Source organism: Pseudomonas sp. N2-3-1-14 (assembly GCF_041228395.1).
In the GTDB taxonomy this organism is placed as follows: Bacteria; Pseudomonadota; Gammaproteobacteria; order Pseudomonadales; family Pseudomonadaceae; genus Aquipseudomonas.
Genome location: NZ_CP166199.1, coordinates 762,539 through 786,988 on the forward strand (window position 1 = coordinate 762,539; position 24,450 = coordinate 786,988).

Sequence of the window (24,450 nt, forward strand, 5' to 3'; positions counted from 1 at the left end):
CGACGGGCAGGCTTTTCATGCCGCCGGACAAAGCAGGCATAATACCGCGCCTTTACCTGTCAACCGGTAGCCCCGTGAACCCAACACCTGTTCTGAACACCTTGCGCCCCTCGGCTTGTCCGGGGTTGCTGCGTATTGTCCAGGCGTTGGATGGCGGCATTTGTCGGATCAAACTGGCCGGTGGCGCCATCACTGCCGCCCAAGCGATGGCCGTGGCGGACGCGGCCCAGGCCTACGCCGGTGGAGTGATCGAGGCCACCAACCGCGCCAATCTGCAGATTCGCGGGATCGGTGCCGAGCAGCAGACCTTGATCGCCGCGCTGCTGGCCGCAGGCCTTGGCCCGAACAACGCGGCTGGCGATGATGTGCGCAACCTGATGCTCAGCCCCAGCGCCGGTATCGACACGCAGATGTTGTTCGACACCCGACCATTGGCCGGGCAGATCCTCGCCACCTTGCAAAACCATCCACGTTTCCATGAGTTGTCGGCCAAGTTCGCCGTGCAGCTCGATGGCGGTGAAGCCCTGGCGATGCTCGAGCATCACCACGACCTGTGGTTGTCGGCGTTTGAGCGCGATGGCGAAACATTATTGGCCTTCGGCCTGGCCGGTTGCCCTGGGTTGGATGCGCCATTGGCGGCCGTGCCCCTGGAGCAAGGTCATGCTCTGGTCGTTGCAGTGCTGGAGCTGTTTCTCGACGTGGCGACACCCACGCAAACCCGTATGCGTCATCTGGCTGTGGATAACTTACTGGCCCGTCTGAGCCTGCCGCTGCTGCCGGTGGAGGGCTTCAAGCGCCCGGCCAGTGGGGCTTTACTGCACTTGGGCAGTTATCCACAGCGGCAAAAAGATCAGTTCTACGTCGCCGCCGTTGCACCGCTGGGTCGCCTGGATTCATGCATGCTCAAAGGCGCCGCGCAGTTGGCCTTGGAGTTCGGCGACGGCACTTTACGTTTCACGCCATGGCAGGGCGTGCTGCTGCCCAACATTAAAAGCCACGGCGCAGTGACTGAACGTCTGGCGCACCTGGGTTTTCTCTGCTCAGTCGACCAACCCCTGGCGCGCCTGATTGCCTGCACCGGCTCAAGCGGTTGTGGCAAAGGCCTGGCCGAAACCAAGGCCGACGCCCTGCAATTGGCCGCGCTGCAACCTGGCGTTGAGGTGCACCTGTCCGGTTGCCCACGCTCCTGCGCGGCTGCGCACACCGCGCCGGTCACGTTGCTGGCAGTGAGCCCCGGCCACTACGACGTCTATTTTCGCGATGCAGCCCAGCCAGGTTTCGGCCGGCTGCACGCGCGCACTCTTTCCATTGAAGCGGCGGGCGCCCTGTTACGCGCACGCTCACGGAGCAACACCGATGATTGATTACATCCGCGACGGTCAGGAGATCTATCGCAACTCCTTCGCCATTATTCGCGCGGAAGCCAAGTTGGACCGCATCCCGGCTGATTTGGAAAAACTCGCGGTGCGGGTGATTCATGCCTGCGGCATGGTCGAGGCCATCGATGGCCTGCAGTTCTCCGAAGGCGCAGGCAAGGCCGGGCGCGATGCGCTGGCCGCCGGTGCGCCGATTCTGTGCGATGCGCGGATGGTCTCTGAAGGCGTAACCCGTGCGCGCCTGCCGGCCAACAATGAGGTGATCTGCACCCTGCGCGACGACAGCGTGCCGGACCTGGCGCGCGCGTTGGGCAACACCCGTTCCGCTGCCGCGCTGGAGCTGTGGCGCCCGCACCTGGAAGGCAGCGTGGTGGTGATCGGCAATGCGCCGACCGCGCTGTTCTACCTGCTGGAGATGCTCGATGCCGGCGCGCCAAAACCTGCATTGATCCTGGGCTTTCCGGTCGGGTTTGTCGGCGCTGCCGAGTCCAAGGCCATGCTGGCGGCCGACAGCCGTGGCGTGCCGTTCGTGATCATGCAAGGGCGTCTGGGCGGCAGTGCGATGGCGGCCGCTGCGGTCAACGCCTTGGCCACGGAGGTCGAGTAATGCAGGCACGTGGACGTTTGATCGGCCTGGGCGTGGGCCCCGGCGACCCGGAACTGATCACCCTCAAGGCCCTGCGCCTGCTGCGTGAATCGCCGGTGGTGGCGTACTTCGTGGCCAAGGGCAAGAAGGGCAATGCGTTCGGCATCATCGAAGACCACCTGGTTGCGCAGCAGACCTTGATGCCGCTGGTGTACCCGGTAACCACCGAAGTGCTGCCGGCGCCGCTGTCCTACGAGCAAGTCATCAGCGACTTCTACGACACGGCCAGCCTCGACGTGGCCGCGCACCTGGACGCCGGCCGCGACGTGGCGGTGATCTGCGAAGGTGATCCGTTCTTCTACGGGTCCTACATGTACCTGCATGATCGCCTGGCCGAGCGCTATGACGCCCAGGTGATTCCCGGCGTGTGTTCGATGCTCGGCGGCGCCTCGGTACTCGGCGCGCCGCTGGTGTATCGCAATCAGAGCCTGTCGGTGCTCTCGGGCGTGCTGCCCCATGACGACCTCAAGCGTCGCCTGGCGGATGCCGACGCGGCGGTGATCATGAAGCTGGGGCGTAACTTCCCCAAGGTGCGTCAGGTGCTGGAAGAACTCGGCCTGGCCGAGCGCGCGCTGTACGTAGAGCGCGCGACCATGGCCAACCAGAAAATCGTGCCACTGGATCAGGTCGACCCGGCGTCTTCGCCGTACTTCTCGCTGATCATCGTGCCCGGCGAAAGGTGGCAAGGTTGATGCGCCCGGCGATTGTCATTCTGGGCCAGGGCAGCCTGGCCACGGCGCGCAGGATTGCGCAGGTTTACCCCGGCGCGCTGATCCACGGCTTGGCCGGGCGCGTTGAAGGCGCCGACCAGACCTACAGCGAGTTCGGCGCGACCCTGCGCCAGCTGTATCAACAGGGCACGCCGCTGATTGCGCTGTGCGCTGCCGGCATCGTGATCCGCACCCTGGCGCCGCTGCTGCTGGAAAAGGGCGAGGAACCCGCCGTGCTGGCCGTGGCGGAAGACGGCAGCGCCGTGGTGCCGTTGCTCGGCGGTCTCGGTGGCGTGAACGTGATGGCGCGCGACATTGCCGCCGCGTTGGACGTGCCTGCCGCGATCACCACCAGTGGCGAGTTGCGGTTCGGCACCTGCCTGCTCAACCCGCCGGCCGGTTATCAGCTGGCGGATCTGGAGCTGGGCAAGCGTTTTGTCTCGGACCTGCTGGCCGGCGAAAGCGTGCGCATCGAAGGCGCGGCGCCCTGGCTGGCTCAGGCCAATCTGCCGCAGGATCAGCAGGCGCGCCTGGCGATTCATGTGGGCAGCGCCGAGCGCGTGCCTGCCGCCAACGAGTTGCTGATTTATCCACAGAACGTGTGCGTCACCTGCAAGCCCGGCGCGCACTTGGCTGAGCGTGTGCGGGCGGCATTGCACGACGCGGGTCTTGCCGTTCAATCCCTGGCCTGCGTGTTGGCCAGCGATACACAGATGGCCGAACCTTCGCTGCACGAGGCTGCGCTGGCGTTGAATGTGCCGCTGCTGTTTTCCAGCGTCACGCAAGAGGCGGAGATTGTCATCAGCGTCGCTGAGCAGCCCCTGGACCTGGCGCAAGTCGGGCGCCCGCGCGGCCGTCTGGCGGTGATTGGCCTGGGCCCAGGCGCCGCCGAGTTGATGGTGCCGGCGGTCAAGGCTGAACTGGCGCGCTGCACCGATGTGCTCGGTTACGAAACCTATGTGCGCATGGCCGGGCCATTTCGTGACGACCAAGTGCAGCACTGCACCGATAACCGCGAAGAAATGCAGCGTGCGCGCCATGCCTTCGAGCTGGCCGCGCAAGGGCGTTCAGTTGTGGTGGTATCGTCCGGAGACCCCGGCGTGTTCGCCATGGCGGCGGCCGTGATCGAGGCCTTGCATGAGTCGAGTGACCCGGCCTGGCATCAGGTTGACCTGCAGATTCTGCCAGGCGTCTCGGCGTCGCTTGCCACCGCTGCGCAGGCGGGTGCGCCGCTGGGGCATGACTTTTGTGTGATGTCGCTGTCGGACAACCTCAAGCCCTGGTCGATCATCGAAAAGCGCCTGGACCTCGCGTCCCAGGCCGACTTGGCGCTGGCGTTCTACAACCCGATCTCGCGTTCGCGGCCATGGCAATTGGGGCGCGCGCTGGAAATCGTTGCGCTGCACCGCACGCCTGAAACGCCGGTGGTGCTGGGGCGCGATATCGGTCGTCCAGGCCAGACACTGCGTGTCACCACGCTTGGGCAACTGAGGCCTGAACAGGTCGATATGCGCACCATGGTGCTGATCGGCTCGTCCACCACGTGCGTATTCCCGCGCGCCGGTGGCGGTGCGTGGGTGTACACGCCGCGCTGGTATGGCGAAAAACCCGCCTCCTGAAAACGGCCTGTCGCACGCCGGAAAGCTCCGAGTAACGCTGGGTTAACGCCCGCCGTTATTCGGGGTTTTTTCTTTTTTTATCGACGAAATCCGGAAGGGCCCAAGGGCCGCCCAGCAATCGTTGGGTGGCGTAGCTCGCCGCATGCCGGCAAGTGATGTTTGTGGTCTGGAAAGCGCGCTCGCGGCTGGACTAGTGTGAACACACGCCCCATGTGGGGTGCCTGTGGAGAACTGAAAATGGAGCGACAGCACCGAAGGATCAACAGCGTAAAGAGGCGCAAGTTGATTGCCGCCTACAAGTTGCCGGGAGCGCCGGGTGTACAGACCTCTGCGCCGATGGGCACGGACGATGACAGCAACGCGGCGGTGGTGAACAACGGCGTGATCTCGTTTATCGAGGGGATGTCCGCCCCGAATCGCGAATACGTTCGCAAGAGCTATTTGCTTGCGAGCAGCTACGTCAGCGATGTGTTGAAGGTTCAACGCGGCACCGAAGCCTGGTACGACGAATTTATCAAGGTGATGGTCAGTCTGGGCTGGCTGCCGGTGCGCAGCCGCTTCGAGCGGGTCACGCGCTCGGGCAAAGGCCTGACCGTGCAACTGGCGGCACTGAACATCATTGCGGCGATGCTGGCCTCGACGTCGCTGGCAGGACCTTTGCTCACCGCACTGCCCAAGCTGGCGGCGGATGCGTTAGAGGCGTTGAAGCAGCAACCCGCGACGTTCGACCTGTTCAAACGCAATAGCACGGTGCATCAGGGCGGTGATTTCGGCCTGGCCTCCTGCGCCGAAACCGAGGGAGAAGTGATGATGGTGCTGGTGACCTACAGCAGTCACGGCGTGAGCAAGCAGGTCGGCTTGCCCTTTCTGGAATGGGACAGCGCCTCGTTCGAGGCCTTCAGCGGGCAAACCTGCCTGGTGCTCAATACCGCGGTGGTCAACGAAACGACGCTCCAGCTGATGCGTGAGAGCGCCGGTGACAAGGTCCAGCTGGCCATCGCCAAGTACCGTATCTAGGGCACCAGATAACCGCGTACGCCGGTAAAGATGATCTGCGCGGCGAGGGCGCACACGAACAACCCCATCAACCGGCTGACAATCTGCAAGCCCTGGTCGCCCAGAATGCGTTCGATGCGGTTGGACAGGTACAGCACCACGCCCACTGTGAGGCTGGCCAGGGCAATGCTGAGGATGGCCATGATCTTGTCATCCCAGTGCGGCTGGCTCACGCCCATCACCAGCAGCGCACCGATGGTGCCCGGGCCGACGGTGAGCGGGATGGTCAGCGGCACAATGGTCACGTCCTGCTGCACGTTGTCGGTCTGTACCGCCGACTTGCCCTGGGCCATGCCCAGCGCCGAGATGAACAGCACGCTGCCGGCGCCGATGCGAAAAGCGTCCACGGTGATGCCGAACACGCTGAAAATCACCCGCCCGAACAGGTACAGCAACACGCTCGACACCAGCGTTGCCAGCGCTACTTTCCAGGCCAGTCGCCGCCGCTCCTTGCTGGAGTAACCACGGGTCAGGCTGATAAAACAGGACAGCACGAAGAACGGGCTGTAGAGCACCAGCATCTTCAGGTAAACGCTGAATAACACGTGGAGCATGAGGGCGGCTCGCGGGCGGGGAAAGTGGGCAGAGTCTATCAGGCGACACAGGTCAAATGTGGGAGCTGGCTTGCCGGCGATAGCGGTGGATCAGACAAAAAGTGTGTGATTGACACACCGCCATCGCCGGCAAGCCAGCTCCCACAGGAGACTGCATTTCACGGTCAGGACGGCGCGTGTTCAGGTCGTTGCTGACGCTGCGCCACCCAGAACTCCACCAGCTCGCGCAACTGCGACAACTCCACCGGTTTGGCCATATGCCCATCCATCCCGGCCTGGCGCGCGCGCTCTTTATGTTCCGAAAGGATATGCGCGGTCAGTGCGACCACCGGCGTTCGAATGCGTTGGTGGCTGACTTCCCACGCGCGCAATTGCTGGGTGGCGGAAAAACCATCGAGGATCGGCATTTCACAGTCCATCAGCACCAGGTCGTAACGCTGAGCCTTCATCGCCTCGAGGGCTTCTTCGCCATTGCTGGCGGTGTCCGGGTTGAGGTTGAGCTTGCCGAGCATGCCGCGGATCACTTTGGTGGAGATGCTGTTGTCTTCGGCCACCAGGATGCGGAAGTCGGCCGGCACGGTCACCGCTGCCGGCGCGCTGATGGCCGCGCGCGGCTGCACCACGCCTTTGCTGCGCTGAGTCAGTTCATCGGCCAGCGTGGTCTTGAGCGTGTAGCCGGCCACCGGCTTGGCGAGGATGCGCTTGATCCCGCAGTTGCGCGCGATGATCTTGCTCGGCGCGTTGCTGATACCGGTGAGCATGATCAGCAGGATGTCGTGGTTCAGGCTCGGGTCTTCCTTGATCTTGGCGGCCAGTTGCATACCGGTCATGCCGGGCATGTTCTGGTCCAGCAGGACCACGTCGAAGTAGTCGCGCAGGTGCGCCTTGGTGCGCAGCAACGCCAGGGCTTCTTTGCCGGACGGCACGGCGCTGACGTTCAAGCCCCAGGCCGTGCATTGCTGCACCAGCACTTTGCGGCAGGTGTCGTTGTCGTCGACCACCAGCACCCGTGCGCCTTTGAGCGGGCCGTCGAGGTCGGAGGTCGGGTGTTCCAGGCGTTCCGGGTCCAGCGGCAGGGTCAACCACAAGGTGCTGCCCTGATGGCTGCCGCTCTTGATGCCGAACTCGCCATTCATCAACAGGATCAGTTGTCGCGCGATCACCAGGCCCAGGTGGCCGCTCAAGCGCGTGGCCGAGAGGAAGTTCTTGCTGTGCAGTTCGCTGTGCAGCAACGCGTCGCGCTCGGCGGCTTCCATCGGCAGGCCGCTGTCTTGCACGGCAATGCGCAGGCGCGGCTTGGTGCTGCGTTCGTCGAGGGCAACGACGATCAGCACTTCACCTTCGTCGGTCTTTTGCAGGGCATTTTCCAGCAGGCTCAACAACGCCTGGCGCAGACGCGTCGGGTCACCGCTGATCACGCGTGGCACCTGAGGCTGGATAAAGCTGATCAGTTCGACGTTCTGTTGCTCGGCCTTGGCGCGGAAGATACTCAGGCAGTCTTCGATCAATGCGTTGAGGTCGAACTGCACGTCGTCCAGCTCGATCTGCCCGGACTCCAGCTTGGAGATGTCGAGGATCTCGTTGATCAACGTCAGCAGTTCGTTCCCGGCGCTGTGGATGGTCTGCACGTAGTCACGCTGCTTGACCGACAGCGGCGTGCCCAGCAGCAGCTCGGTCATGCCCAGCACGCCGTTCATGGGGGTGCGGATTTCGTGGCTGATCTTCGCCAGGAACTCGGCTTTGGCGGCGATCTCGGCATTGCTGGCCGCCAGGTCGCGGCTGAGGCTGAAGCGCGCTTCGACAATTGCGCGCTGGCGTTCGCCCAGGGCCAGGCTCATCAGCAGGCCGCTGAGGCAGATAAAACCGAGCAGCGTGACGATCAAGCCTTGCGGTGCCACCAGCGTCAGGCCGAGCAGGGCAGGCAGGATGATCAGTGTGCCGATGTTGAACACCACCATGCCCGCCACGAACAAACGTGCCGGCCGGTAGCCTTTCTGCCAGTGGTAGGCCGAGACAAATAGCATGCTCAGACCGGCCAGGGCCACCAGGGCGTAAGTGATGATGTTCAGCGGTAAGGTGTTGACGAACAACAGCAGCAGGCCGCACAGCACGATCAGCAGGATGTCGGCCATCAACAGTTTGTTCAGCAGGTGCGGGCCCAGCGGCATGAAGAACCGATAGGCGAACATCAGCCCGCACGGCGCGGTCAGCAGCAGGGCGAGGTAGGCGCCCGGGGTCTGGACAGCGTGCCAGTTCGGCAGCCACGGCCCCACCAGGTTGAGCAACAGTGCCAGGCTCAACATCAAGAGCAACTCGCAGGCCGCCAGCCACAGGCTGCTGCGCGAGCGGTGGTAGGCGAAGCGTGTGAGGTTGTGCAGGATCAGCATCAGCAGGCAGCCGAACAACAGGCCGTAGATCAGCGTCTGGTTCTGGTCGGCGGCAGCCAGTACGGCCGGTTCCAGGGTGATGTAGGGGCGCAGTTCGTGTTCCGACACCAGACGCAGGTACACCTCGAGGGGTTTCTGGCTCTGGGGCATCGGCAGCATGAAATCACTGCTGGGCAGCGGGCGTTCCGCCTGCGGCTGGCGGGTGCCGGTACTTTGTTGTTCCACCAGGGTGTCGCCGTCCAGTACATAGAGGCTCAGGTGGGACAGGTCGGGGGCAAATACCCGCAGCACTTGCTCGTGCTTGCCAGGTTGCAGCTTGAAACGTACCCACAACGCACCGTCCGGCTCGGCGGCGGTAATCCGGTCCAGTTCGATGGGGCTAAATTGATTGGTGTAACGGGCGGAGCGGATATCGCTCAGTTGCAGGTCGGCCTGTTCATCAAGCAATACTGCCCATCCACTGCCTTGCGCGGCGGCCTGGGCCGGGAACAAGCAGAGCAGGGTCAGCAGACTGACTGTGAAACCTATGGCGATCCTGAGCCAGCGCACGGCGAAATCCCTTCGTAGGTTGATTGCACGGGTTAACTATGCGCGGGGCGACGTGGGTACGGCAAGGGCCAAAGGCCCTTGCCTAACCGAACGGATAGCGACTGGAGGGCAGCTGCTTATTGGTTCTCGCCACGTTCACGGGCAATGGCGCGGTAGCCGATGTCCGTGCGGTAGAAGCAACCTTTCCAGTCGATTTTCGCGGCCAGCTTGTACGCCTGTTGCTGCGCGGCGTCGACACTGGCACCCATTGCGGTGGCGCACAATACACGGCCACCTGCGGTTACAACCTTGCCGTCCTTGAGCGCGGTGCCCGCATGGAACACCTTGCCTTCCAGCGTAGCAGCTGCGTCGAGGCCTTCAATCACGTCGCCCTTGGTGTAGTCGCCAGGGTAACCACCGGCCGCCAGCACAATGCCAACGCTCGGACGCGGATCCCATTGCGCTTCAACCTTGTCCAGCGCCTGGGCCAGGGCCGCTTCCACCAGCAGCACCAGGCTCGACTGCAGACGCAGCATCACCGGTTGGGTTTCCGGATCACCAAAGCGGCAGTTGAACTCGATGACTTTCGGGTTACCGGCTTTGTCGATCATCAGGCCGGCGTACAGGAAGCCGGTGTACACATTGCCTTCGTCGGCCATGCCGCGCACGGTCGGCCAGATCACCAGGTCCATCACGCGCTTGTGTACCTCGGCGGTGACCACTGGGGCAGGGGAGTAAGCACCCATGCCGCCGGTGTTCGGGCCGCTATCGCCGTCGCCGACGCGTTTGTGGTCCTGGCTGGTGGCCATCGGCAGTACGTTCTTGCCGTCGACCATCACGATAAAGCTGGCTTCTTCGCCGTCGAGGAACTCCTCGATGACCACGCGCGAACCGGCGTCACCAAATGCGTTGCCGGCGAGCATGTCGCGCACTGCATCTTCGGCTTCTTGCAGGGTCATCGCCACGATCACGCCTTTACCGGCGGCCAGGCCGTCGGCCTTGATGACGATCGGTGCACCTTTTTCACGCAGGTAAGCCAGGGCCGGCTCGATCTCGGTGAAGTTCTGGTAGTCGGCAGTCGGAATCTTGTGGCGTGCCAAAAAGTCCTTGGTGAAGGCTTTCGAGCCTTCCAGTTGGGCTGCGCCGGCGGTCGGGCCGAAGCAGTCCAGGCCGCGGCTGCGGAACAGGTCGACGACGCCGGCCACCAATGGCACTTCCGGACCGACGATGGTCAGGGACACGTTCTTCTCGGCGAAATCAGCCAGCTGCTCAAGGGCCAACACGTCGATGGCGACGTTTTCGCACTTGGCTTCAATGGCGGTGCCGGCGTTGCCGGGTGCGACGAATACTTTCTGGACGCGCGGGTCCTGGGCAACTTTCCAGGCCAGGGCGTGTTCACGGCCACCGCTGCCAATGATCAAAACATTCATTTCAAAACCTCAAATTCTGTAGGCGCTGCACGAGCGCTTAAATGTGTAGCCGAGCTGATGTGGCGAGCGGGCTTGTCCCGCGTTGGGCTGCAAAGCGGCCCCAAAACCAAACACCGCAGATTGCCTGATGCACCGTGTTCTTCTTGATGGGGCTGCTGCGCAGCCCAACGCGGGGCAAGCCCGCTCACCACAAAAGGCCCGCTCCCACATTTCGATCGAGTTGGATCAGTGGCGGAAGTGGCGCATGCCGGTGAAGACCATGGCGATGCCAGCCTCATCAGCGGCGGCGATCACTTCGGCGTCACGCATCGAGCCGCCCGGTTGGATCACCGCGGTAACGCCAGCCTTGGCCGCATTGTCCAGGCCGTCACGGAACGGGAAGAACGCGTCGGAAGCCATCACCGAACCGGCTACCTGCAAGCCGGCGTGCTCAGCCTTGATCGCAGCGATACGCGCCGAGTTCACGCGGCTCATCTGGCCGGCGCCGACACCGATGGTCTGGCGGTTCTTGGCGTAGACAATGGCGTTGGATTTAACGTACTTCGCGACTTTCCAGGCAAAGATCAGGTCGTTGATTTCCTGCTCGGTCGGGGCGCGCTTGGTCACCACTTTGAGGTCTTCGCTGCCGATCATGCCGATGTCGCGGCTCTGTACCAGCAAGCCGCCGTTGACGCGTTTGTAGTCCCAGGCCGCGGCGCGGTCAGCCGACCACTCGCCACAGGCCAGCAGGCGCACGTTGGCCTTGGCGGCAACGATGGCGCGGGCTTCTTCGCTCACGGACGGGGCAATGATCACTTCAACGAACTGACGCTCGACGATGGCTTTTGCGGTTTCAGCATCCAGCTCGCGGTTGAAGGCGATGATGCCGCCGAAGGCGGATTCGGTGTCGGTGGCGTAGGCCAGTTCGTACGCCTGGCGGATACCGCCTTCAGCGTCCGGGCTTACGGCCACGCCGCACGGGTTGGCGTGCTTGACGATCACGCAGGCCGGCTTGACGAAGCTCTTCACGCATTCCAGCGCGGCGTCGGTGTCGGCCACGTTGTTGTAGGACAGCTCTTTGCCTTGCAGTTGGGTCGCGGTGGCGATGCCGACTTCAGCAGGTTTGGCCTCAACGTAGAACGCCGCGCTCTGGTGCGGGTTCTCGCCGTAGCGCATTTCCTGGGCCTTGATGAACTGGCTGTTGAAGGTGCGCGGGAACTGGCTGCGGCCCTCTGTGCTCAGGGTCTCGGCGGCCTGGTTCACAGTGCCCATGTAGTTGGCGATCATGCCGTCGTAGGCGGCGGTGTGTTCGAACGCCTTGAGCATCAGGTCGAAACGCTGGGCGTAAGTCAGGCCGCCGGCTTTGAGGCTTTCCAGCACGTTGGCGTAGTCGCTGGCGTTAACCACGATGGCCACGTCTTTGTGGTTCTTGGCTGCCGAGCGAACCATGGTCGGGCCGCCGATATCGATGTTTTCGATGGCGGTCGGCAGGTCGCAACCTGGCTTGTTGATGGTGGCTTCGAACGGATAAAGGTTAACGGCCACCAGGTCGATCGGCTTGATGCCGTGCTCGGTCATGATGGCGTCGTCGATACCGCGACGACCGAGGATCCCGCCGTGGATTTTCGGGTGCAGGGTCTTGACCCGACCGTCCATCATTTCTGCGAAACCGGTGTAGTCCGCGACTTCTACTGCGGCCACGCCGTTGTCCTGCAGCAGTTTGAAGGTCCCGCCCGTGGAGAGGATTTCCACACCCAGGGCTTCCAGCTCCCGGGCAAATTCGAGGATCCCGGTCTTGTCGGAAACACTGATCAAGGCGCGGCGGATCGGCAGGCGGGTAGTCTGGTCGGTCATTTCAATTTCCATCAAAAGCAAAGGAGTCAGCAAAAAAGGCGACCGGTTTTACGCGGGCGCCTTTCTGGTTTGATTGAATGCTTACAGCAAATCGTACTGCTTGAGCTTTTTGCGCAAGGTGCCACGGTTGAGGCCCAGCAGCTCACTGGCTTTGGTCTGGTTGCCCTTGACGTAGTTCATCACGCTTTCGAGCAAGGGCGCCTCGACTTCGGAGAGCACCAGGTTGTACACGTCCGTGACGGAAGCGCCCTCTAGGTGGGCGAAATAATTGTGCAGCGCCTTCTCGACACTCCCGCGAAGGGTCTGGCCTTCTTCGCTCGGCGTGTTGAGGTGCTGTTTCAAATTGACGTTGTCGCTCACGGGTGTTGTTCCACTCACTAAAGTCTCGGTCATCATCGTCATGCGGCCACCCCCTCTCCGTCCCCTGTCCCCAGGCTCTTGTAACGCTCGCTGAAGAACTCACGAACGTTGGCGCACTGTGCTTCCGTATCATCCAAACGATTGAAGTGGGCGCGAAACTCCCTGGCGCCCGGCAAGGTTGCGAGATACCAGCCGACATGCTTGCGAGCAATGCGTACTCCCATCACGTCTCCATAGAAGGCGTGCAGGGCGGCCAGATGCTCTAGCAGAATACGTTCCACCTCGATCAGCTCCGGTGCCGGCATGACTTCGCCAGTACGCAGAAAGTGCTCGATCTCACGAAAAATCCATGGCCGCCCCTGGGCGGCCCGGCCAATCAACAAGCCATCGGCACCGGTTGCGTGCAGCACGCGCCGGGCTTTCTCGGCTGAGTCGATGTCGCCATTGGCAAAGACCGGGATCGACACCGCCTGCTTGATCGCGGCAATGGTGTCGTACTCGGCTTCACCGGTGTAAAGGTCGGCGCGGGTGCGGCCATGCACCGCCAGCGCTGTAATGCCTGCCTGTTCGGCGATCTTCGCCACCGTCAGGCCGTTCTTGTTGTCCCGGTCCCAGCCGGTACGAATCTTCAGGGTGACCGGCACATCCACTGCGGCGACAACGGCCTGCAGGATCTCGGCTACCAATTGCTCATCTTTCAACAGCGCGGAACCGGCGGCCTTGTTGCAGACCTTCTTGGCCGGGCAGCCCATGTTGATGTCGATGATCTGTGCGCCCAACTCCACGTTGGCCCGGGCCGCGTCCGCGAGCATCTGTGCATCGCCACCGGCGATCTGTACCGAGCGCGGCTCGGGATCACCTTCGTGGATCATGCGCATCCGCGATTTGCGGGTGTTCCACAAGCTCATGTCGCTGGTGACCATTTCAGAGACTACTAGACCCGCGCCCAAACGCTTGCACAGCTGACGAAAGGGCTGGTCGGTGACGCCCGCCATCGGGGCGAGGATCAAGCCGTTTTGCAATGTGTATGGGCCGATGCGTACCGCCGACATAGGACTTCCCTGTTGTGGGGCCGGATCATTAGAGTTCGAAAAAGGGTTGGCATGATACCCGCTCTCGATGACTGGATAAAGGCTGAATTGGATAAAATCTGAACAGTTATTTCTTTATCGCGGTCGGTTTGGTTGCGCAGCGCCCAGTCAATTATCTGCCGTCAAACCTCGGCGTGCGCGGCGCCTCACTCGGGCGAGTGGAAACTCAGGCTGTAATTCACGGCTTTATTGCCTGGATCGAGGATATCCAGGGAAATATGGATGGGTGTCTGCGAAGGCATTTCGCTCACCCCGGCCAGCTCACCACTGAGGTATTCAGCCGGTTTGAAGCGACGACTGGCAATCAGGCCGCCGTTCAAATCGGCAAAGCGCAGTTCCAGCAGCGGGAAGGGCTGCGAGAACGTGGCGCGGTTATAGATGATTGCGTCCACCACCAGCGCCCCGGCGAACTCGGGATTGCTGCGCACCACCAGGTTGCTGCTCTTGATGTGGGCAATATCGACCCGTGATGGCACGGTGCAACCGAGGGTTGGACACAGTTGCTGGAACCACGGGCGATAGGCGTCCTGGCGAGCCAGGTCGTCGAATTGATAGGCGATGTACTGGCCCGCCAGGCCCGCGGCGGCCAGCAGCACCAGGAGTATCCAGATGAGGCGACGGCCCCAGCTCGTCGGACGTTTCTGCGCATACAGGTGCAGCGGGTCGTCTTCCAGGTCCTGAAGTACATCGTCGTGAACGCTGGTTTCCGTGCGCGCACGCTTGCGCCGCGGTTGCGGGCGGTCTTCGGGTTCCGGCGCGTCCGCTGCCGCCGTCAGAGGCGTGAACGGCGGGTCGAGGTCGTCATCGTCGTCGTCAGGCGGAGAACGCAGCGGGGGCTCATCGTCGATATCGTCGATGTTGAACGACATCGATGGCTCGGTGCGCTGCTTGGTCGCAGGCGTCCTGGCCGGTTCAGGCGCGTCTTCGCTTGGTTGGGTGCGCTCTTCGGGCGGCTCGCTGAACAGGCTGGCGGCCCATTTTTCTTCTTCGGCCTTGACGGTGTCGCGACTGGCGCTGAGGGCATCTTCCTTTTGCCGGCGCTCGCTGCTCGCCTGGCGACGCTCCGCGCCGGGCGGTTGCGTGTGTTGAATCTCGCGGCGTTCAAGCTTGGCCAGTTCTTCGTCCAAGTCCAGGTTGTCCAGGTCCAGCTCTTCGGCGGTCCACTGTTTCTGGCTGATGGCCCGCGGTGCCTGGGGCACTGGCTCAACGGCGTGTTCGGCGACGCCTGGCTGCTCGGGTTCCGGCGCCGAGGTGCTGGCGCGCTGCTCCAGCAATTGGCGCGCGGCATTGAACACTTGCAGGCACGAGCCGCAGCGAACCACGCCACGGGCCACACTCAATTGAGCGTGGCTGACGCGAAAGCGCGCTTGGCAATGCGGGCACTGGGTGACGAAACTGTCGGTCATGCGGCCATCCGATTCAGGCAAGCGCTCATTCTAGCGCCGACGACCGCTGATGCGTACCCAGCCATCACGGTTGGCGATCGGATCCAGATCGAAATCCGCGGCATAGGCCGCAGCCACGTCTTCACCTTGTTCGGCAAGAATGCCCGACAGCGCCAGGCGCCCCCCTGGCTTGACCAGGCTCGACAGTTGCGGAGCCAGGGAAACCAAAGGGCCGGCGAGGATATTCGCCACCAGCACATCGGCCTGCACCTGGGGCAATTGCTCCGGCAGGTAGAGGGGGAATTTGCCTTCAGGGATGTTGTTGCGCCCGGCGTTATCGCGGGAGGCTTCCAGGGCTTGTACGTCGATGTCGGTGCCGACGGCTTCCTTGGCGCCCAGCAGCAGGGCGGCAATTGCCAGGATCCCCGAGCCGCAGCCGAAGTCCAGCACGTTGCAGTCGGTCAGGTCCTGGCCGTCCAGCCATTCCAGGCACAGGGCGGTGGTCGGGTGGGTGCCGGTGCCGAACGCCAGGCCCGGGTCGAGCAGCAGGTTGACGGCATCCGGCTCAGGTGCGGCGTGCCAGCTCGGTACGATCCACAGGCGTTGGCCAAAGCGCATCGGCTGGAAGTTGTCCATCCAGCTGCGTTCCCAGTCCTGGTCTTCGATCACTTCGCTGTGGTGCTCAGGCAGCGGGCTGCCGGTGAGCAACTCCATATGGGCCAGCACGGCGGCGGCATCGGTGCCGTCTTCGAACAGGGCCAGCAAGTGGGTGTGCGACCACAGCGGCGTGGTGTTGAGTTCGGGCTCGAAGATCGGTTGGTCTTCGGCGTCCATGAACGTCACCGAGACGGCGCCGACTTCAAGAAAAGCGTCTTCGTAGGTTTCGGCTTGTTCTGGGCTGATGGCGAGACGGACTTGCAGCCAAGGCATGGCGGGCACCTTTGAAAAAAATGAGTGTGCGACGGCGGGGTCGCGAAAGCGCGCAAGTTTACGCGAGCGAACAGCAGAAGACGACTGTGCTGAATGAGCACGGACCGAATGTGGGAGGGGGCTTGCCCCCGATTGCGGCGTGTCAGTCTCAGTATCTGTAACTGATCCACCGCTATCGGGGGCAAGCCCCCTCCCACATTTGAACGATGGACATCTTCAGAATAGAGGGCTCAGAAACAACAAAGCCGCCCGAAGGCGGCTTTGTTGGGTGGAGCACTTACTGGTTGGCCAGTTTGTGTTCCAGGTAGTGAATGTTCACACCACCTTCGCAGAAGCCTTCATCACGCACCAGGTCCCGATGCAGCGGGATGTTGGTCTTGATGCCGTCTACCACGATTTCGTCCAGGGCGTTACGCATGCGGGCCATGGCCTCGTCGCGAGTAGCGCCCCAGGTGATCAGCTTGCCGATCAGCGAGTCGTAGTTGGACGGAACCTTGTAGCCGCTGTACAGGTGCGAATCGACGCGAACGCCGTTGCCGCCCGGAGCATGGAAATGCTTGACCAGGCCTGGACTTGGGATAAAGGTTTTCGGGTCTTCGGCATTGATCCGGCACTCCAGGGAGTGGCCGTGGATCTTCACGTCGTCCTGGGTAAACGACAGCGTGTTGCCAGCGGCGATGCTCAGCATTTCCTTGACGATGTCGATACCGGTGACCATCTCCGACACTGGGTGCTCTACCTGCACACGAGTGTTCATCTCGATGAAGTAGAAGCGGCCGTTCTCGTAGAGGAACTCGAACGTACCGGCGCCACGGTAGTTGATGTCGATGCACGCCTTGACGCAACGAGCCAGTACTTCCTGGCGCGCGGTTTCATCCAGGCCGGGTGCCGGCGCTTCTTCCAGTACCTTCTGGTGACGGCGCTGCAGCGAGCAATCGCGGTCGCCCAGGTGGATGGCGTGGCCCTGGCCGTCGGACAGTACCTGCACTTCCACGTGACGTGGGTTGGTCAGGTACTTCTCCAGGTAGACCATCGGGTTGCCGAACCAGGCAGCCGCTTCGGAGCGGGTCTGCTTGGCGGCTTCGATCAGGTCTTCTTCCTTGTGCACCACGCGCATGCCGCGACCACCACCGCCACCGGCGGCCTTGATGATCACCGGGTAACCGACTTCGCGACCAATGCGCAGCGCGGTTGCCTCGTCTTCAGGCAGTGGGCCATCGGAGCCTGGAACGGTTGGCACGCCGGCAGCGATCATGGCGTCCTTGGCCGATACCTTGTCGCCCATCAGGCGAATGGTTTCGGCTTTCGGGCCAATGAAGGCAAACCCGGATTTTTCCACTTGTTCGGCGAAGTCGGCGTTTTCCGCAAGGAAGCCGTAGCCTGGGTGGATGCCATCAGCGCCGGTCACTTCAGCGGCCGCGATGATGTTGGAGACCTTCAGGTACGAGTTGGTCGCCAGTGGCGGGCCGATGCAGATGCTCTCGTCCGCCAGTTTCACGTGCATCAATTCGGTATCGGCCGTCGAGTAAACAGCGACGGTCTTGATGCCCTCTTCCTTACAGGCGCGCAGGATACGCAGCGCGATCTCGCCGCGGTTGGCGATCAGGACTTTTTGCAGTTTCTTCGCAGGTTTCAACATCGAAGGCGCTCCGCGGTTCAAACGATGGTGAACAGCGGCTGGTCGTACTCAACCGGCTGACCGTTTTCTACCAGGATGGATTCGATGACGCCGGCTTTTTCAGCGGTGATGTGGTTCATCATCTTCATCGCTTCAACGATGCAGATGGTGTCGCCCACTTTCACGGTTGCGCCGACTTCAACGAAGGCTGGCGAGGTCGGTGCCGGGGTGCGGTAGAACGTACCGACCATTGGCGACTTGACCACGAAGCCGTTCAGTACAGGCGCGGCAGGTGCGGCTGGAGCAGCGGCAGCAGGTGCGGCGGCTGGCGCAGCAGCGGCCGGAGCCGGTGCTTGCATCTGAGGTGCGTAGAACTGTTGAGCCGGGGTCTTGCTGTGACGGCTGATCCGTACGGACTCTTCGCCTTCCTTGATTTCCAGCTCGTCGATACCGGATTCTTCCAGCAGTTCGATCAGTTTCTTAACTTTACGGATATCCATGAATCATCAACTCCCAAGGGTCGGTCAGGGGCGCTTGGCCGGTTGTTCAATGTGTTCCAGGGCGGCCTCCAGGGCCAGTCGGTAACCGCTGGCGCCAAGGCCGCAGATCACGCCTACCGCTACGTCGGAGAAGTAGGAGTGATGGCGGAAAGCTTCGCGTTTGTGCACGTTGGACAAATGCACTTCGATGAATGGGATGCTCACCGCCAGCAGCGCGTCACGTAATGCAACACTCGTGTGCGTAAAAGCGGCGGGATTGATCAGGATAAAGTCCACGCCTTCGCCGCGCGCGGCATGGATGCGATCAATCAATTCGTACTCGGCATTGCTTTGCAGGTAGAGCAAATGGTGGCCGGCCTCACGCGCCCGTCGTTCAAGATCGAGGTTGATCTGATCGAGGGTGACTGCCCCGTAGACGCCCGGTTCGCGGGTGCCGAGCAGGTTCAGGTTGGGTCCGTGAAGAACCAGTAAGGTCGCCATCGGCTGTTCCTTGTTATTGATGTGGGTACGTCAGAACCCGGCGACTATGCCGCAAAGCCTTTGTGACTGTCCAGTTCTATGCAGTAGGCAGCACGATTAGCGATGATTGCGCAAAATTTGTGACTGGGGTGCAGTATCCAGTCATTGGCAACACTGTCTTGAATACTGTGGATGTCAAATGTGGGAGGGGGCTTGCCCCCGATGCGCTGCATCAGGCAACACATGCAGTGAGTGACACACTGTCATCGGGGGCAGCCCCCTCCCACTTTTTGCTCTCCATATGGCAGGAGATGGGCTCAAACCCGGAACGCCTGAACCGCCGTATTGAGCTGCCCACCCAGCACCAGCAGGTGTTCGCCCTGGCGGCGGCCCTGGCCGATGCGCAGCAAATTATCCTCACCCAACTGGTGAATCCGCTCGCTGTTGTCGCGAATCTCACTGACGGCGCCACTCTGCTGCGCGGTCACATCGGCGATGCGCACCGACGTGTCGGAAATGGTCTGGATTGCCCCGACGATTTCATCCAGCGCGCCATCCGCTGCCTGGGCTTGCTGGGCGGTGGCCTCGGCGTGCTCGACCTGAGTGCGCATGCCTTGCACCGATTGGTGGGCGGCGGTTTGCAGGCCGGCGATCAGGCTCTGGATTTCGGCCGTGGCGCCGGCGGTGCGTTGCGCCAGCGAGCGCACCTCATCGGCAACCACGGCAAACCCGCGTCCAGCCTCACCGGCCCGTGCAGCCTCGATGGCGGCATTGAGCGCGAGCAAGTTGGTCTGGTCGGCAATCGCGCGAATCACCGTCAGCACGCCGCCGATGGTGGCAGACTCTTCGGCGAGTTTTTCGATCATCTGCGCGTTTTGCTGCACCTCGCCCACCAGGGCATGCAGCCCGGTCAGGCTCAGGCCGATCACCCGCTGGCCCTGTTCCACGGCCTGGCCTGCACTGCGGCTGGCGCCGGCCGCCTGGCTGGCATCGCCGGCGACTTGCTGGATGGTCGCCTCCAGTTCACCCAGCGAATCACGGATCTGCGCCGTATCGCCGGCCTGGCGCTCGGCGCCGTCGTGCAGCCCGCTGCTCAGTTCGGCGAGGGCGCGGCTGCTGCCGGCGACTTCTTCGGCATTGCCGCGAATGGTGCCCACCAAGTCCACCAGGTAAGCGCGCAAGCGGTTAAGCGAGGCCTCGATGTCGTGCAGTTCGCGGTTGGTCTTGCCCAAGGCGATCGACTGGCTGAAGTCGCCTTCGGCCCAAGTGGACAAGGCCGGTGCGAGGTTGGTCAGTACCCTTGCCAGCCGTCGTTGCAGCGTGTCGATCAGCAGTGCGATGAGCAAAATCAGCCCGATCATCACACCTTGCATCAGGCGCACTTCGCCCTGGATTCTGGCGTGTTGCGCGCGAACAACAGGTTCCAGGCCGGCGATGGCTTGCTGCACGGCAGCAATTTTCAGATGCGTGCTGTCGGCCAGTGCAGTGCGCAGATGGATCTGATCGCGAGTGCGTTTGAGCTCGGCAGGGTAGCGGGTCAGCAGGCTGTTGAGTTCACGTTTGAGGTCCACGCCGGTGTCTTGCGCTTCGGCTTTTTCGCTGTTTTCCAGGCCCAGCATGGCGGAGAAATCATCCGCGCTGGAAGCGGCGCTGGCCTTTACGCCCAGCAGCGGTAACTGCGCCAACAGGTCGGCCTGCGTGCGGATGCTGGCAACTTCGCGCTCCACCTCATCGGCCAGCTCTGCGCGCCCGCTGCTCACCAGCTTGTCGCGGGCCAGAGACAGTTTGCCCAGGTGCTGGGACGCGGCCAGCAGCGGCGGCAAGTAGCGTGCAGCGTCGGGTGAAGTGACGCCCGTGGCGTACTGGCTCAATTGCTCCAGGTTCGCGCCCAGCTCACGTTCGGCTTGCAGCAGCAGGGCTTGCGGGTCGCCGGCCAGTTTGCCGGCAGCCAGCAGGTCGGTTTTGCTGAAGGTGTCCAGCTCGACCAGGCTGGGGCGCAGGTTCTGCGCGAGGTCCGCTGGCAGTTCGTCGAGGTGCTGCAGGAGGTTTTCCAGGCTCTGGCCGGCACTGCTCAAACGCAACGCGTCGCCGCTGGCCAGGTAGTCGTCGATATTGCGCGCGGCCTGATTCTGAAATGTCTGCGACAGGCCAAGGTAGCGCTCCATCAGCAAATAAGGCTGTTCCAGTGCCCGTTGCGACCACCATAGCGTCGCGCCAAGGGCCAGGCACACGGCCACCAGCAGAAGGGTATTCAAATTGGTCAGCAGCTTCAGGCGCATGCGTAGTTTCAACCGACAGCAAAAGATAAGTGCCTGAAGTTATTGCGTTTCTATTACAGAGTTATGACGGAATCGGTGGATTCCGGTGAAAAGATGGCACTTTGCTTTGATGTGCGCGCAGCGTGTACGCGGTTGCGTCCGGTGTCCTTGGCGCGGTACAGCGCCTCGTCTGCCTGAGCGGCCATCATCAAGCTGTCGGAACCGTCGCACAGCTCCACCAGCCCGGCGCTGAAGGTGCACCACAAATCCTGCGGCTGGGCCGGGTAGTGAATTTCGGCAAACCGCCCACGGATTTCATCCAGCACTTTGCGGGCCGATTCCAGGTCGGTGTCGGGCATCACGATGGCAAATTCTTCACCGCCGTAGCGGCCGATGTAGTCGGTCTTGCGCAAGCGCTGCTTGAGAAACAGCGCCAGGCTCTTGATCACGCGGTCGCCCATCGGGTGGCCGTGGCTGTCGTTGACCCGCTTGAAGTGGTCAATGTCGAGCATGGCAAAGCTCAGCGGCTTGTTCTCGCGGCGCGCGCGGAAGCTGCAGTCTTCCAGCAGTTGCAGAATATGGGTGTGGTTGTACAGCCCGGTCAGGCTGTCGCGCACCATCCGCGCCTTGAGGTTGCGCGCGCGGGCGGCGCGGTTGCGCACGGTGGTGATCAGGTGGCGCGGCTTGATCGGCTTGGTGAGGAAGTCGTCGCCGCCTTCGCTCATGGCGTCCAGTTGCTTGTCCAGGTCGTCTTCGGCCGACAGGTAGATGATCGGCACGCTGACGTAACGGTCATTGTGGCGGATCACCTTGGCCAGTTCGGTACCGGTACAGGCGGGCATGTACATGTCGAGGATGATCAAATCCGGCTGGAAGTCTGCCAGTTCGGCCATCGCCTGGATCGGCTCGATCAAGGTGCGCGTGACGATGCCGGCGCTGTTGAGCAGGCGCTCGGTGTGCAGCGCCTGAGCGCGTGAGTCGTCGATGATCAGCACCTTATAGGGCTCGTACTGCGCAACGCAGGTCAGCACCTCGATCTTTTCCAAAAGGCTTGAGGCCTCAAGCGTGCCAGTGAGAAATTCCTGGCCGCCGGCGCGCACGGCGGCCAGGCGCGTCGGGGTGTCGGTTTCGTGCAGGCTGAAAAACAGCAGCGGCAGCTTTTGCTCCAGGCCTTCCTGGGCTTCGGCGGCGAGCTTGAGGCCCAGGCCTGCGCCGCAGAAATCCACATCCATCACGATGGCCGACGGCAGGCGCTCGGCCAGCGACGCGCGAAAGGCTGCCACGCTGTCCAGCGACTGGGCGCTCATGCCAAAGAATTCAAGCTGCTTGGCCAGGCGCTCGGCGCGGTCGTGATCGGCCAGCATCACGTAGATCGGCTTGCGCATGGGGGGCAGGAAGGTTTGTTCCAGTTGGTCGCCCTGGCGCAGGCCGGTGCGGGACAGGCGCTGCATCAGGCGGTTGAGTTCGGTGATCACCTGGCTGCTCAGGCGGCCGCGATTTTCATCCACCGCCTTGAGGGACTCGCCAATGTGCCGCGCCAGCTGGCCATGTTCCGGCTGCTCGAAACGCTCGGCAAAGCGCAGCAGGCGCAGGTTGGCTTCGCTGAGTTCGGATAAATCGGTGTTCGACCATTCGCTGCGTTGCAGGCGTTGCCAGATCTCAAGAATTTGACGTGCCTGATGAATTACCCGCTGGGCAAAATGGTGCTTGAGACGCTCACGGCTGGGGTCTTCTGGCTCGGTCATATCCTGACTACTAGTTAGGGTGCATGCTGAGGTCGACTGATGGCTCTATGCTAGCACCTCTTTTCTCTCACATGAGTGTCTTGCGTCAATTAAGTAGCGGTCTGGGCCATTCAGTTTTTGACCTGATGGTCGCGCTGCGTAAAAAGCGTGCTTCATTTATAGTCGAACATCCCCTGCGCGCCACTTTCGGTTAAAAGCCCCGCGCCGATGGGCACGATGGGGTAGGGTTGTGGTCGGAGTGTTTGAACGCACCCGGACAAATGACGTGCATGAACTCAAGTGATTGAAAGGATATCGCCATGCTGGACTGGAAAAACCGCGCAGGCAGTGCCAAAGGCCCCGCCCCTGAGCCCAAGTCGGCCAACCGTAGTTACTTTCGCAACCTGCTGATGAGCAAAGCCTTGCTCAGCGTGCTGGGTTTGTACCTGTTGGTGACCGGCGCCCTGGGTTGGTACTGGAGCGAAGAGCCGGCGCTGTTCCCGGTCCAGCAAAATGCCCAGCTTGCCGCCGAGAAGGAAGGCAAGCAGATGGTGGTGGGCTACACCACCGTCGAAACCCTCAAGACCGTGGTCGGCACCTTGCTGAACAAGCCCGGTGGCTACATTTCCAACGACCGTTTCCCGCCGGGCCTGTGGATGGACAACATGCCGAGCTGGGAATATGGCGTGCTGGTGCAAGTGCGTGACCTGACCCGTGCCCTGCGTAAAGACTTCGCCCGCTCCCAGTCGCAGTCGGCCGAAGACGCTGACTTGGCCAAGGCCGAGCCGCGTTTCAACTTCGATAACAAGAGCTGGGTGCTGCCCTCCAGCGAGTCGGAGTACCAGGAAGGCATCAACTCCCTGAGCCGCTATGAAGCGCGCCTGTCGGACCCGAACCAGCGCGGCGCGCTGTTCTATGCGCGTGCCGACAACCTGAACAACTGGCTGGGTGACGTCGCGACCCGCTTGGGTTCGCTGTCGCAACGCCTGTCGGCCAGTGTTGGCCGGGTGAAACTGAACACCGCTCTGAAAACCGAAGCCCTTGCGCCGGGTGAAGTGCCGCAGGTCGACGAAGAAGTGGTGGAAACCCCATGGATGCAGATCGACAACGTGTTCTACGAGGCCCGCGGCCAGGCCTGGGCCTTGTCCCACCTGCTACGCGCCATTGAAGTCGACTTTGCCGACGTATTGGCCAAGAAAAACGCCACCGTCAGCGTGCGCCAGATCATTCGTGAGCTGGAGGCCTCGCAGGAGCCGGTGTGGAGCCCTATGATTCTGAACGGCAGTGGCTTTGGCGTCCTCGCCAACCACTCGCTGGTCATGGCCAACTATATTTCCCGGGCAAACGCTGCAGTTATAGATTTGCGTCAGCTCCTCAACCAGGGGTGATGATGGACGCTTCTCAAAAGGAGGCCGCGCATCGCGCGGCCTCCGACGCTGAACTGATCGACTGGGTCGACGAGCAGGACAACCTGCTCGGTACCCTGGTGCGATCCGACCTGCGCCAACGTGGCCTGATCGGCCGTTGCACCTTTATCTTCCTGTTCAATGCTGCCGGTGAGTTGTGTGTGCATCGGCGCACCCTGAGCAAAGCCATGTACCCGGGTTTCTGGGACACCGCGGCGGGCGGCATGGTGGCGGCCGGCGAGAGCTACGCCGATTCGGCGGCCCGAGAGCTGGAAGAAGAGCTTGGCGTTGCGGGCGTGGAGCTGGTCGAGCATGACCATTTCTACTTTGAAGATGGCGACAGCCGGCTGTGGTGCAAATCCTACTCCGCTGTCTGGGATGGCCCGTTGCGCCTGCAGCCGGAAGAGGTGATGGAAGCACGGTTTTTGCCCATTGAAATTGTCCTGCAGGAAGCCGAACAAAAGCCTTACTGCCCGGACGCTCAAGAGGGCTTGCGGCGCTATCTGGCCTTGCGTCGCTAAAGTTGCATAAATTGGCGCTATTTGGCTCTTAGCAAGTCGGCTTTTTGCCGTTACACTGC

The 24,450-nt window shown here is 62.2% G+C and carries 20 protein-coding genes; 7 read left to right on the forward strand and 13 right to left on the reverse strand.

The features are described from left to right. Positions 1–17 precede the first annotated feature (17 nt). The 5 genes from cobG to AB5I78_RS03505 all read left to right on the forward strand — a co-directional run bounded on the left by cobG (position 18) and on the right by AB5I78_RS03505 (position 5,368). The gene (gene cobG / locus AB5I78_RS03485) at positions 18–1,364 is read left to right on the forward strand and encodes a precorrin-3B synthase (RefSeq protein ID WP_369301526.1); all 1,347 of its coding nucleotides are present in this window, start codon (positions 18–20) and stop codon (positions 1,362–1,364) included. Continuing rightward, positions 1,357–1,983, forward strand: coding sequence for a precorrin-8X methylmutase (locus AB5I78_RS03490; protein WP_145160276.1), 627 nt, complete (start codon positions 1,357–1,359; stop codon positions 1,981–1,983). The genes cobG and AB5I78_RS03490 overlap by 8 nt, the downstream gene beginning before the upstream one ends. Continuing rightward, positions 1,983–2,714: a precorrin-2 C(20)-methyltransferase gene (locus tag AB5I78_RS03495; protein ID WP_145160278.1), complete on the forward strand. Its 732-nt coding sequence runs from the start codon at positions 1,983–1,985 to the stop codon at positions 2,712–2,714. The genes AB5I78_RS03490 and AB5I78_RS03495 overlap by 1 nt, the downstream gene beginning before the upstream one ends. Then, positions 2,714–4,351 (forward strand): precorrin-3B C(17)-methyltransferase, encoded by a 1,638-nt coding sequence (cobJ, locus tag AB5I78_RS03500; protein WP_369301525.1) that lies wholly within the window; start codon positions 2,714–2,716, stop codon positions 4,349–4,351. Before AB5I78_RS03495 ends, cobJ begins: the two co-directional genes overlap by 1 nt. A gap of 237 nt (positions 4,352–4,588) precedes the next feature. Continuing rightward, positions 4,589–5,368, forward strand: coding sequence for a hypothetical protein (locus AB5I78_RS03505; RefSeq protein WP_145160283.1), 780 nt, complete (start codon positions 4,589–4,591; stop codon positions 5,366–5,368). Here the strand turns inward: AB5I78_RS03505 and AB5I78_RS03510 are convergent. The 13 genes from AB5I78_RS03510 to AB5I78_RS03570 form a co-directional block, all read right to left on the reverse strand. Then, entirely contained in the window at positions 5,365–5,961 is a 597-nt protein-coding gene (locus AB5I78_RS03510; protein ID WP_017253590.1) for a MarC family protein, read from the reverse strand. The genes AB5I78_RS03505 and AB5I78_RS03510 overlap by 4 nt on opposite strands. A 164-nt stretch (positions 5,962–6,125) precedes the next feature. Further along, positions 6,126–8,897 (reverse strand): hybrid sensor histidine kinase/response regulator, encoded by a 2,772-nt coding sequence (locus tag AB5I78_RS03515; protein WP_145160286.1) that lies wholly within the window; start codon positions 8,895–8,897, stop codon positions 6,126–6,128. Positions 8,898–9,013: 116 nt separating this feature from the next. After that, positions 9,014–10,306, reverse strand: a complete 1,293-nt coding sequence (gene purD, locus AB5I78_RS03520; protein WP_145160288.1) for a phosphoribosylamine--glycine ligase — start codon at positions 10,304–10,306, stop codon at positions 9,014–9,016. Between the two features lie 225 nt (positions 10,307–10,531). Beyond that, entirely contained in the window at positions 10,532–12,139 is a 1,608-nt protein-coding gene (purH, locus tag AB5I78_RS03525) for a bifunctional phosphoribosylaminoimidazolecarboxamide formyltransferase/IMP cyclohydrolase (RefSeq protein WP_145160291.1), read from the reverse strand. Positions 12,140–12,220: 81 nt separating this feature from the next. Beyond that, complete coding sequence (fis, locus tag AB5I78_RS03530; protein WP_002555375.1) at positions 12,221–12,541, reverse strand: DNA-binding transcriptional regulator Fis; 321 nt, start codon at positions 12,539–12,541, stop codon at positions 12,221–12,223. Continuing rightward, positions 12,538–13,551 (reverse strand): tRNA dihydrouridine synthase DusB, encoded by a 1,014-nt coding sequence (gene dusB, locus AB5I78_RS03535; protein WP_119737806.1) that lies wholly within the window; start codon positions 13,549–13,551, stop codon positions 12,538–12,540. The genes fis and dusB overlap by 4 nt, the downstream gene beginning before the upstream one ends. 185 nt (positions 13,552–13,736) lie before the next feature. Next, positions 13,737–14,996 (reverse strand): DUF3426 domain-containing protein, encoded by a 1,260-nt coding sequence (locus AB5I78_RS03540; protein ID WP_145160293.1) that lies wholly within the window; start codon positions 14,994–14,996, stop codon positions 13,737–13,739. Between the two features lie 30 nt (positions 14,997–15,026). Beyond that, entirely contained in the window at positions 15,027–15,905 is an 879-nt protein-coding gene (gene prmA, locus AB5I78_RS03545; RefSeq protein WP_145160295.1) for a 50S ribosomal protein L11 methyltransferase, read from the reverse strand. Between the two features lie 277 nt (positions 15,906–16,182). Continuing rightward, positions 16,183–17,544 carry an acetyl-CoA carboxylase biotin carboxylase subunit gene (gene accC, locus AB5I78_RS03550; RefSeq protein WP_145160297.1) on the reverse strand — a complete coding sequence of 454 codons (1,362 nt, stop codon included), beginning with the start codon at positions 17,542–17,544 and terminating at the stop codon, positions 16,183–16,185. Positions 17,545–17,561: 17 nt separating this feature from the next. Beyond that, a complete protein-coding gene (gene accB, locus AB5I78_RS03555; RefSeq protein ID WP_017738537.1) occupies positions 17,562–18,023 on the reverse strand; it encodes an acetyl-CoA carboxylase biotin carboxyl carrier protein in 462 nt (153 codons plus the stop codon). A 24-nt stretch (positions 18,024–18,047) separates the two neighbouring features. Further along, a complete protein-coding gene (gene aroQ / locus AB5I78_RS03560) occupies positions 18,048–18,503 on the reverse strand; it encodes a type II 3-dehydroquinate dehydratase (RefSeq protein WP_016972516.1) in 456 nt (151 codons plus the stop codon). A 296-nt stretch (positions 18,504–18,799) separates the two neighbouring features. Continuing rightward, positions 18,800–19,348, reverse strand: coding sequence for a methyl-accepting chemotaxis protein (locus AB5I78_RS03565; RefSeq protein WP_370004716.1), 549 nt, complete (start codon positions 19,346–19,348; stop codon positions 18,800–18,802). 1,466 nt (positions 19,349–20,814) lie between these two features. Continuing rightward, positions 20,815–22,485, reverse strand: a complete 1,671-nt coding sequence (locus AB5I78_RS03570) for a PleD family two-component system response regulator (RefSeq protein WP_145160301.1) — start codon at positions 22,483–22,485, stop codon at positions 20,815–20,817. A gap of 299 nt (positions 22,486–22,784) precedes the next feature. Between AB5I78_RS03570 and AB5I78_RS03575 the strand changes: the two genes are divergently transcribed. Both AB5I78_RS03575 and AB5I78_RS03580 read left to right on the forward strand, forming a co-directional pair. Then, positions 22,785–23,852 carry a DUF2333 family protein gene (locus AB5I78_RS03575; RefSeq protein ID WP_145160303.1) on the forward strand — a complete coding sequence of 356 codons (1,068 nt, stop codon included), beginning with the start codon at positions 22,785–22,787 and terminating at the stop codon, positions 23,850–23,852. Positions 23,853–23,854: 2 nt separating this feature from the next. Continuing rightward, complete coding sequence (locus tag AB5I78_RS03580) at positions 23,855–24,391, forward strand: NUDIX hydrolase (RefSeq protein WP_145160305.1); 537 nt, start codon at positions 23,855–23,857, stop codon at positions 24,389–24,391. The last annotated feature ends 59 nt before the right edge of the window (positions 24,392–24,450 follow it).

What these genes read in the sequence shown, in the direction of transcription:
- cobG (WP_369301526.1), top strand. Translation starts at nt 18, where the DNA reads ATGCCGCCGGACAAAGCAGGCATAATACCGCGCCTTTACCTGTCAACC.
- AB5I78_RS03490 (WP_145160276.1), top strand. Translation starts at nt 1,357, where the DNA reads ATGATTGATTACATCCGCGACGGTCAGGAGATCTATCGCAACTCCTTC.
- AB5I78_RS03495 (WP_145160278.1), top strand. Translation starts at nt 1,983, where the DNA reads ATGCAGGCACGTGGACGTTTGATCGGCCTGGGCGTGGGCCCCGGCGAC.
- cobJ (WP_369301525.1), top strand. Translation starts at nt 2,714, where the DNA reads ATGCGCCCGGCGATTGTCATTCTGGGCCAGGGCAGCCTGGCCACGGCG.
- AB5I78_RS03505 (WP_145160283.1), top strand. Translation starts at nt 4,589, where the DNA reads ATGGAGCGACAGCACCGAAGGATCAACAGCGTAAAGAGGCGCAAGTTG.
- AB5I78_RS03510 (WP_017253590.1), bottom strand. Translation starts at nt 5,961, where the DNA reads ATGCTCCACGTGTTATTCAGCGTTTACCTGAAGATGCTGGTGCTCTAC.
- purD (WP_145160288.1), bottom strand. Translation starts at nt 10,306, where the DNA reads ATGAATGTTTTGATCATTGGCAGCGGTGGCCGTGAACACGCCCTGGCC.
- purH (WP_145160291.1), bottom strand. Translation starts at nt 12,139, where the DNA reads ATGACCGACCAGACTACCCGCCTGCCGATCCGCCGCGCCTTGATCAGT.
- fis (WP_002555375.1), bottom strand. Translation starts at nt 12,541, where the DNA reads ATGACGATGATGACCGAGACTTTAGTGAGTGGAACAACACCCGTGAGC.
- dusB (WP_119737806.1), bottom strand. Translation starts at nt 13,551, where the DNA reads ATGTCGGCGGTACGCATCGGCCCATACACATTGCAAAACGGCTTGATC.
- AB5I78_RS03540 (WP_145160293.1), bottom strand. Translation starts at nt 14,996, where the DNA reads ATGACCGACAGTTTCGTCACCCAGTGCCCGCATTGCCAAGCGCGCTTT.
- prmA (WP_145160295.1), bottom strand. Translation starts at nt 15,905, where the DNA reads ATGCCTTGGCTGCAAGTCCGTCTCGCCATCAGCCCAGAACAAGCCGAA.
- accC (WP_145160297.1), bottom strand. Translation starts at nt 17,544, where the DNA reads ATGTTGAAACCTGCGAAGAAACTGCAAAAAGTCCTGATCGCCAACCGC.
- accB (WP_017738537.1), bottom strand. Translation starts at nt 18,023, where the DNA reads ATGGATATCCGTAAAGTTAAGAAACTGATCGAACTGCTGGAAGAATCC.
- aroQ (WP_016972516.1), bottom strand. Translation starts at nt 18,503, where the DNA reads ATGGCGACCTTACTGGTTCTTCACGGACCCAACCTGAACCTGCTCGGC.
- AB5I78_RS03565 (WP_370004716.1), bottom strand. Translation starts at nt 19,348, where the DNA reads ATGATCGAAAAACTCGCCGAAGAGTCTGCCACCATCGGCGGCGTGCTG.
- AB5I78_RS03570 (WP_145160301.1), bottom strand. Translation starts at nt 22,485, where the DNA reads ATGACCGAGCCAGAAGACCCCAGCCGTGAGCGTCTCAAGCACCATTTT.
- AB5I78_RS03575 (WP_145160303.1), top strand. Translation starts at nt 22,785, where the DNA reads ATGCTGGACTGGAAAAACCGCGCAGGCAGTGCCAAAGGCCCCGCCCCT.
- AB5I78_RS03580 (WP_145160305.1), top strand. Translation starts at nt 23,855, where the DNA reads ATGGACGCTTCTCAAAAGGAGGCCGCGCATCGCGCGGCCTCCGACGCT.